The sequence below is a fragment of the Halonotius terrestris genome, from assembly GCF_006861665.1.
Taxonomy (GTDB): Archaea; Halobacteriota; Halobacteria; order Halobacteriales; family Haloferacaceae; genus Halonotius; species Halonotius terrestris.
This window is the reverse complement of sequence record NZ_RKLU01000002.1, coordinates 115,478-123,375: the sequence shown is the minus strand read 5'-3', so window position 1 is coordinate 123,375 and position 7,898 is coordinate 115,478. Positions and strand designations below refer to the sequence as shown.

The window sequence follows — 7,898 nt, the reverse complement described above, 5'->3', positions numbered from 1 at the left end:
AGGATGGTNTCCTTGTCGGAGACCGTGATGGTCTCGTCGGTCCCGACGAACTCGACGGTGTACTCGGTCATGTTCCGAGCGTTCGGCGACTCCGCTCAAAACTCTTGTTATGGGTTCCGTCCCGACACAGAGGTCGGAAGCGGCGACTGATCCGGAACGCCTAACCCGCGACCGGCCGCCATACCGACCTATGAGCATGAAGGCGACCGCACGAGCCCACCCGATTCAGGGGCTCGTCAAATACCACGGGATGCGCGACCCCCAGCTCCGGCTGCCGTACCACGACTCGATCAGCGTCTGCACCGCGCCGACGAACACGACGACGACCGTCGAGTGGCTCACCGATGTCGACGCCGAAGGCGGCGCGCAGGACACCTACATCATCGACGGCGAGGAAGTTGATGGCCGCGCGGCCGAACGGATCAATATGGTCGTCGATCACGTCCGCGAACTCGCCGACTTCGATCATGCCGTCCACTTCGAGAGCGAGAACTCCTTCCCCTCGAACATCGGCTTTGGCTCGTCGTCGTCAGGCTTCGCTGCGGCCGCGATAGCCCTCGTCGAAGCCGCCGGGCTCGATATGTCGCTGCCGGAAATCTCGACGGTCGCGCGTCGCGGGTCGTCGTCGGCCGCCCGGGCCGTGACTGGCGCGTTCTCGCATCTCTACGCCGGGCTCAACGACGAGGATTGTCGCTCCTATCGGCTGGAATCCGAGCTTGAGGACGAACTGCGAGTCGTTGCCGCTCACGTGCCCTCCTACAAGGAGACCGAAGAAGCCCACAAGGAGGCCGCCGAGAGCCACATGTTCCAAGCGCGGGTCGCCCACATCCCCGATCAGATCGTCGAGATGCGGGACGCACTCCGGAAGGCCTCCTTCGAGCGCGTCTTCAAACTCGCCGAACACGACTCGCTGTCGCTGACGGCGGCGACGATGACCGGCCCCTCGGGCTGGGTCTACTGGCAGCCCGAAACGATTGCCGTCTTCAACGCCGTGCGGGAGCTCCGCGAGGAGGGCGTCGAGGTCTACTTCTCGACGGACACCGGCGCGAGTGTCTACGTCAACACGACCGAGGAGTACGTCGATGAAGTGCAGTCTCGCATCGACGAGATCGGGATCGAAACCGACGTGTGGGAGGTCGGCGGCCCGGCACACGTACTGCCCGAAAGCGACGCGCTGTTCTGAAACGAGCTGAGTTGCTGGCGACCAGGGAGATCAAGAAAACGCGTCTATCTCATCGAGATAGGAGCGCACTGCTACCAAGAAATCACGATATCTGGTCAAATCCTGCAGCGCGTCGTATACCTCGTCGTGGTCGATGACATCGCCGTAGGTATGTGCCAAGACGTTTCGGAAGCGAGCGGCTTGCGCCATTTCCTTGGCTGTCTCCGGCTCCAACACCTCGAGATCGGCCAAGGCCATCATCGCCGCCGGGTTGCTCTCAGGGTGCACATCACGTTCGTGAACGACGATTGTTTCCGCAATATCGAGGACGGCTTCGGTCGTTTTGACGAAGCGTCGCTCAACCACGTCTCTCGTCTCGCGGTCGGCACGGTACGTCTCACGTGAGAGCGACTGTTTGTCAGCGAGTACAGCGAGACTCTCCTCAGCGGTTTCGACCGCAGTGACGATCCGTTCGATGTCGGCTTCGGAGAGCGTCATGCCAAGTGATCGTCGAGTGCAGCGAGCGCGTCATCGAACCGTTCGGCCGGCGAGCGCTGGGTCGCGTCGGCGTCAGTCAGCAACTGATCGCGGAGCCGGCTCGCGTCCTGTTTTGTTCCGACAAGCTGCGTTCCGTCGTCGAATATCGACCGAACGAGTGCCGGTGGTGCGGCCCGGAGATCAACGACATCGACAGCATCTGTGCCGAGTTCAAGCGCAAGGTCGGTGCTGAGAGCCAGCCGCTGCTCAGTATGATCGGTGGCCACTGATGGCTGGTCGGTAAAGGCGACTGCCACGTCGATGTCGCTGGCATCGGTGGCGTCACTACGGGCCAGTGACCCGAACAGAAAGCCGACCGTCACAGGGTAGTCGGCGAAAACCGTCCTGACCGTCTCGCGGACTGCATCCTTGTCGGCGGTCGAGGGGGCCATATCTAACTGTTCAGCGGAATCAAACATAAGGATTCGGCCGCTGACCGCTCACGACCACAGGCCGGAAGCGACCGCCTGAACCACAACATTTACAATCTGATTTTCAAAAGGAAAAGTAGACTTTCATGACCTCGCAATCCGACACGGTCGCCGACCGGATCGAAACCGCTCGCGCCGAGATCGCGCCGACGACAGCCCTTGCCATCTTCGGCTTCGGTGTGGCGATCACGTTCACTCTCCTCCTCCTACAGGAGCCGCTGGCCCACGAGTCACTCCACAACTTCCGGCACGCCGCCGGGATCGTCTGCCACTGAGCGATGTTTTTCGCCTATTTGAAGCGCGGACTGCTGGCCGGCGGTGTCGCCGGTATCGCCTACGGGCTGTTCATGGCGACAGTCGCTAACCCGCTGGTCGGCTATCTCGAACACGTCCAACACGGTCACAGCCATGCACCCGATGGCGGCTCCGTCGTCGCCGAATCGACGACCGCCATCGTCAGCGTCGGCGGCGGCCTGCTGTGGGCGCTCTTCCTCGGCGGCTGTTTCGGGATCGCGCTGTATTTCCTCGAACCGGCGTTGCCCGGTCGCGGAGCTGCGAAGGGCTTCGTCCTCGCCGCCAGCGGATTTTTGACCATCTCAGTGACGCCGTGGCTGGTGCTGCCGCCGTTCGCGCCGGGAGCCGAACAGGTGTTGGGAATCGATACCAGATTCGCTCTCTACGCCGGCCTCGTCGCGCTCGGCGGACTCATCGCCGCGAGTAGCGTCCTCGCCTACAACCGCGTCGAACCACAGAGTCGCGGGCTCGCGGTCGTTGCCGGCGCGCTGCCCGTTGTCACCGCCGTCGCTGTACTGCCGACCGTGTCGCCCACGCTGGTCAGCCATCCGGAGTTGTCAGCCGATCTCGTCGCCGCCTACCGCGCGATGGTCGTCCTCAGTCAGGGGTCGATCTGGGTGCTTATCGCGGCGGCGTTCGGCTGGCTCCAGCGGCGCAACGGTGTCGAGACGACAGTGAGCGAGACAGCAGGGACGACGACATGAAGGATCGAACCGCCGACCACCGCGAGCGACTCGACGCTCACGTGCTCGTCTGTACGAACAGCCGCGAGGAATACGACTGCTGTGCCGACGCCGGTGGCGAAGAAACGCTGGTGGCAGTCAAAGACTGGCTCCGCGAGCGCGACGCCTTCTGGTCGTCGGTGTCGGTCGTCGAAACCGGCTGTCTCGGGCTCTGCAGTGAGGGCGGCGCGGCGATTGCGATCCAACCGCGCGACGAATGGTACTCCGATGTCCAGCCGGAGGACGTGCCTGCGCTGCTCGAATCCACTTTCGGCCCCGAGGCCAACCGCGTTGGCAACGCCACCACCCAGCCGGCCGACGACTAACGACAGCCGATCAGCCGGCTGCCTGGCGGACTGAAAGGGCGAGACGCGCTGGGCGAACCCGGACGACGTAAGCACTGCAGGAGTGAGCGAAGCGAGCGACGAAGCGCGCAGCGAGTCCCGGGAGCCCAGCGCGTCGAGGGCTTTCTATCGGTTCCCGTTGTCAACCGCTATATCTCCCACCACGTCCAACGCCATGTTCATTCGGCTGGCTCTCCAACCACAGGTATGCACGTCGTTGTTCTCGGAGCCGGCTACGCAGGCGTCACCCTCGCTCGCAAACTCGAAGATTCCCTCCCACAAGAGGCGGACCTCACCATCGTCGATGAAGCCGAGGACCACCTCGTCCAGCACGAAGTCCACCGCGTCATCAGACGGCCCTCGATCACCGACGCCATCGAAGTCCCGCTGGAATCGCTGTTCGACCGCGCCGAGGTCGTCACCGCCCGCGTCGAAAGCATCGATACCGACGCCAACGAAGTCGCCCTCGACACCGGCGAAACCCTCACCTACGATTACGGCGCGCTCTGTCTCGGCGCGGAAACCGCGTTCTACGATCTGCCAGGCGTCGAAGACCACGGCCTGCCGCTGAAATCCGTCGCCGACGCCGAAGCGATCCGCGAGCGCGCACTCGACCTGTTCGACAGCGACGAACCGGCGTCGGTCGTCGTTGGCGGCGCGGGACTGTCGGGCGTCCAGGTCGCCGGCGAGCTAGCCGCCCTCGCCGACGAAGAGGGAGCCAGCGACCGTATCGAGATCACCATACTCGAACAGCTCGATTCCGTCGCGCCTGCGTTCCCCGACGCCTTCCAGGACGCGGTCGCCGACGAACTGACCGCCCGCGATATCGAGATTCACACTGAGACGGCCGTCACCGAAGCGACCGACTCGACGGTCGCCACGCGACACGAAGCCACCGGCGAAACCGACGAACTCGACGCTGACCTATTCGTCTGGACTGGTGGCATCGCTGGCCCCGAGGCGATGGCCGGCGACCGGCCGGTCGTGCGGCGCGATCTCCGGCTGACGAAATCGACGTTCGCGCTCGGCGACACCGCCCGCGTCGTCGACGCCGACGGCGAGGCCGTTCCTGCCAGCGCGTCCGCAGCGATCCGCGCTGCCAGGCCAGCCGCCGAAAACATCGCCAAGCTGGTCGCGTGGCAACTGGCGGGCAGCGAGGGGTTCGAACCCGAATTGACGCCGTTCCGGTTCAACGTGCCTGGCTGGATCGTCTCGGTCGGCGACGGCGCAGTCGCACAGGTCGGCCCGGAAGTCGTCACCGGCAGCGCGGCTAAGGCCCTGAAAGCCAGCGTCGGCGCGGGGTATCTCAGTTCGATTCGGGCAGTCCAGAAGGCGACGGAGTTGGTCGGCGAAGAGATTGAGGCTTGATCGAGCCACAAAGCCGGAGCGACTTTATTTTCCGCCACCACACTGCTGACCGTGACGATCACGCTCGGCTTCGAGGACGGCACGCTCCGCATCGAGAGCGACCGCGAGAGCGATCCCGACCTCGATAGCCTGCCGGGCGTCGAAGTCGACCCGCGGAGTAGCACGGCCCGCGCGCCGGCCCACCACTATGCGGCGATCCGCGACGTGCTCCGAGCGGTCGACGCCGACGTTGACGACGCCGTCCACGATACCGGGCCCGTCTCGCTGGCAACGAGCTACGAACTCCGCGAGTACCAGCAGGACGCCCTCGACGCCTGGCTCGACAGCAATCGCCGCGGCGTGCTCGAACTGCCGACCGGCGCGGGCAAGACCGTCATCGCGCTCGCAGCGATGGCCGCCTGCGACGAGCCAACCCTCGTTGTCGTCCCGACTATCGACCTGCTGGAGCAGTGGCAGCGCGAACTCGAAACCGAATTCGACGCCCCGATCGGCCGGCTCGGTGGCGGCGAACAGCGCGTCGAAGCGGTGACGGTGGCGACCTACGACTCGGCGTATCTGCGAGCCGACGAACTCGGCGACAAATTCGGCCTCGTCGTTTTCGACGAGGTCCACCACCTCGGCGCGGAAGGCTATCAGGACATCGCCCGGCTACTGGCCGCGCCGGATCGCCTCGGCCTGACGGCGACGTTCGAGCGCCCCGACGGAGCCCACGAGACGGTGGCCGAACTCGTTGGTTCTCGTGTCTACAGCATCGACACCGACGAACTGGCGGGCGATCACCTTGCGCCCTACGAGATCCGGCGGATCGAAGTTGAACTCACACCAGAGGAGCGTGCCGAGTACGACGAGGTACAGGGGACGTTCGTCGACTACGTCCGAAGCTCCAATATCAATTTCACCAGCGGTAGCGACTACCTCCAGCTGGTCAAACGCTCCGGCAACGATCCCCAGGCCCGCGAAGCGTTGCTCGCCAAGCAACGGGCCCGCGAGATCATGATGAACGCCGACAACAAACGCCGCCAACTCGGCCGGATTCTCGACCGCCACCGCGAGGACCGGATCATCGTCTTCACCGCTCACACCGAGTTAGTCTACGACCTCTCCGAGCGGTTCCTCATCCCGGCGATCACGAACGAAACCGGCGCGAGCGAGCGACGCGAGATCTTGGAGCGGTTCCGCGAGGGCGCGTACAGCCGGATCATCACCGCCAACGTCCTCGACGAGGGCGTCGATGTCCCCGACGCAAACGTCGGCGTCGTCCTCTCGGGCAGCGGCAGCGAACGCGAGTTCACCCAGCGACTCGGCCGGATTCTCCGCCCAAAAGACGACGGCGGCCGGGCGATCCTCTACGAACTCGTGAGCAGCGAAACCGCCGAGGAGCGCGTGGCCCAGCGGCGACGGTAGCGTTGTCCTCGCGGTCGCCGGCTCGGGGCGTTTTTACCAGCCGCTTCCGTAGCCGCGACCGTGCTGACGAAGGACCTCCTTCGCGTCTCCCGCCGTGGCGGCAGCTACCGCCCCGAGTTCATCGGCCGGGAGAGCCGTCCGCTGGCCGCGAAGCTCATCGGGACCTACCAAGGCCACGTCGGCGAAAAGCGGGGGACGCTTGAGGAAGCAGTCGACGCCATCGAGCGCGAGGAAGCGGACTTCAAACTCGTCCGTGGGTTCGCCGCGCTGCTCGACCGCGAGGGCGACTTCGAGACGGTCGCGCCACTGCCGCCCGAACGCGCTCGCCGGGTCGCTTTCGAGGCCGCCGAGGCTGTCGGCGTCGCCAGCGACGACGAACGCGAGCGGGCCATCGCCCAGGCAGCCGACGACCTCGCAGTCAAGCCCGATGATATCGAGTCCTCGCTGTACGCCGACCGGGACTGCAACCAGGAACTCGCCGCCTTCGACTCACGGTGGGAACCCGACAGCCTCATCGAGCAGTACAACCTCTCGCTGGCCCAGACCGCGCTGTTCGATGCGACTGAGGTGCGGCTGAAAAGCGACGACCCGCGAGCGTTGGTCACGGCCGTCAAGCGACTCGGGCTGATGTACGAGATCGAACAGCCGGATGCAGAGACAGGGACGGAGGGAGCGCTGGCTGATCAGCGCACGGTCGTCGTCACCGGCCCCGACCGCCTCTTTCGGCGCACGCGGCGGTACGGCACTGCCTTCGCCCGGCTGCTGCGGTCGGTCGCCGCGACTAGCGAGTGGGAACTGACTGCGACCGTCGAGGACCACGGCACCGAACGCGAGATGACGCTCCGGGCGGGTGACGTATCGGTGCCGGGCGTCGATCCCGTCGCCGAGCCGAGCTACGACAGCGGCGTCGAGAGCGACTTTGCCGCCCGGTTCGAAGCCCTCGATCTCGACTGGGACCTGCAACGCGAGCCGGACCTGCTCGAAACCGGCGCGAGCGTGATGATTCCCGATTTCGCTTTCGACTACCGGTATGCCGATTTTCGAGTGTATTTCGAGGTGATGGGCTTTTGGACGCCGGAGTACGTCGAAAAGAAGCTCGGCCAGTTGGCCAACGTCGAAGACGTTGAACTCATTGTCGCCGTCGATGAGTCGCTGGGGGTCGGCGAGGAAATTGCCGCGCGCGACCACCGCGCGATCCCCTATTCCGGCACGGTTCGCGTCAAGGACGTTGTTGACGTGCTCCGAGAGTACGAGGACGACCTCGTTGCCGACGCGACTGCCGACCTCCCAGCGAAGATTCGGCCCGATGGCGACGTGACGACGATGAAATCTGTCGCCGAGGAGTACGGCGTGTCGGTCGATGCAATCAAGGACCGAGAGTTCCCGGATCACGAGCGACTCGGGCAGTTACTCGTCCGACCAGCGGTGCTGTCAACGATTGCTGAAGAGCTCTCGACCGGGATGTCGCTGACAGAGACCGAATCCGTGTTGGACGACTACGACCTCACCGATACCAGCGCGGTGCTGTCGGCGGTCGGCTACCGCGTCGCGTGGGACGGGCTCTCGGGCGGGACGCTGGAAGAGCGAGAGACGCAAGCCGACGAGTGACACGGTTGCTTTTCCCGCGTCGTCTCGA

General features: G+C 64.9%; 10 protein-coding genes (1 of these 10 cut by a window edge). 7 read left to right on the top strand and 3 right to left on the bottom strand.

Annotated elements, in window-relative coordinates:
- A protein-coding gene (locus EGH24_RS04155) for a 2Fe-2S iron-sulfur cluster-binding protein (RefSeq protein ID WP_142978914.1) crosses the window boundary here: on the bottom strand, positions 1-71 show its start. 271 nt of this gene lie to the left of the window's left edge; the window shows 71 of its 342 coding nt (coding positions 1-71); it begins with the start codon at positions 69-71; the stop codon falls past the left edge of the window.
- A gap of 125 nt (positions 72-196) precedes the next feature.
- Between EGH24_RS04155 and mvaD the strand changes: the two genes are divergently transcribed.
- On the top strand, positions 197-1,183 hold the full coding sequence (gene mvaD / locus EGH24_RS04150; RefSeq protein WP_142979374.1) for a phosphomevalonate decarboxylase MvaD: 987 nt from the start codon (positions 197-199) through the stop codon (positions 1,181-1,183).
- A 30-nt stretch (positions 1,184-1,213) separates the two neighbouring features.
- Here the strand turns inward: mvaD and hepT are convergent, their stop codons facing one another.
- Positions 1,214-1,660, bottom strand: a complete 447-nt coding sequence (hepT, locus tag EGH24_RS04145) for a type VII toxin-antitoxin system HepT family RNase toxin (protein WP_142978913.1) — start codon at positions 1,658-1,660, stop codon at positions 1,214-1,216.
- Complete coding sequence (gene mntA / locus EGH24_RS04140) at positions 1,657-2,091, bottom strand: type VII toxin-antitoxin system MntA family adenylyltransferase antitoxin (RefSeq protein ID WP_185903229.1); 435 nt, start codon at positions 2,089-2,091, stop codon at positions 1,657-1,659. The genes hepT and mntA overlap by 4 nt, the downstream gene beginning before the upstream one ends.
- Positions 2,092-2,216: 125 nt before the next feature.
- Here mntA and EGH24_RS04135 point away from each other — a divergent pair, with 125 nt between their 5' ends.
- The 6 genes from EGH24_RS04135 (at position 2,217) to EGH24_RS04110 (ending at position 7,870) form a co-directional block, all read left to right on the top strand.
- Positions 2,217-2,405 carry a CbtB domain-containing protein gene (locus EGH24_RS04135; protein ID WP_142978911.1) on the top strand — a complete coding sequence of 63 codons (189 nt, stop codon included), beginning with the start codon at positions 2,217-2,219 and terminating at the stop codon, positions 2,403-2,405.
- A gap of 3 nt (positions 2,406-2,408) precedes the next feature.
- Entirely contained in the window at positions 2,409-3,128 is a 720-nt protein-coding gene (locus EGH24_RS04130) for a CbtA family protein (protein ID WP_142978910.1), read from the top strand.
- The gene (locus EGH24_RS04125) at positions 3,125-3,472 is read left to right on the top strand and encodes a (2Fe-2S) ferredoxin domain-containing protein (protein ID WP_142978909.1); all 348 of its coding nucleotides are present in this window, start codon (positions 3,125-3,127) and stop codon (positions 3,470-3,472) included. Before EGH24_RS04130 ends, EGH24_RS04125 begins: the two co-directional genes overlap by 4 nt.
- Positions 3,473-3,697: 225 nt before the next feature.
- Complete coding sequence (locus tag EGH24_RS04120) at positions 3,698-4,858, top strand: NAD(P)/FAD-dependent oxidoreductase (protein WP_142978908.1); 1,161 nt, start codon at positions 3,698-3,700, stop codon at positions 4,856-4,858.
- Between the two features lie 51 nt (positions 4,859-4,909).
- Positions 4,910-6,262 carry a DEAD/DEAH box helicase family protein gene (locus EGH24_RS04115; protein ID WP_142978907.1) on the top strand — a complete coding sequence of 451 codons (1,353 nt, stop codon included), beginning with the start codon at positions 4,910-4,912 and terminating at the stop codon, positions 6,260-6,262.
- Positions 6,263-6,322: 60 nt separating this feature from the next.
- Complete coding sequence (locus tag EGH24_RS04110) at positions 6,323-7,870, top strand: DUF790 family protein (protein WP_142978906.1); 1,548 nt, start codon at positions 6,323-6,325, stop codon at positions 7,868-7,870.
- Positions 7,871-7,898: the final 28 nt, after the last annotated feature.

Bases quoted from the DNA above. Each gene is read 5' to 3' on its own strand.
- mvaD (WP_142979374.1), top strand. From the start codon at position 197: ATGAAGGCGACCGCACGAGCCCACCCGATTCAGGGGCTCGTCAAATAC.
- hepT (WP_142978913.1), bottom strand. From the start codon at position 1,660: ATGACGCTCTCCGAAGCCGACATCGAACGGATCGTCACTGCGGTCGAA.
- mntA (WP_185903229.1), bottom strand. From the start codon at position 2,091: ATGGCCCCCTCGACCGCCGACAAGGATGCAGTCCGCGAGACGGTCAGG.
- EGH24_RS04135 (WP_142978911.1), top strand. From the start codon at position 2,217: ATGACCTCGCAATCCGACACGGTCGCCGACCGGATCGAAACCGCTCGC.
- EGH24_RS04130 (WP_142978910.1), top strand. From the start codon at position 2,409: ATGTTTTTCGCCTATTTGAAGCGCGGACTGCTGGCCGGCGGTGTCGCC.
- EGH24_RS04125 (WP_142978909.1), top strand. From the start codon at position 3,125: ATGAAGGATCGAACCGCCGACCACCGCGAGCGACTCGACGCTCACGTG.
- EGH24_RS04120 (WP_142978908.1), top strand. From the start codon at position 3,698: ATGCACGTCGTTGTTCTCGGAGCCGGCTACGCAGGCGTCACCCTCGCT.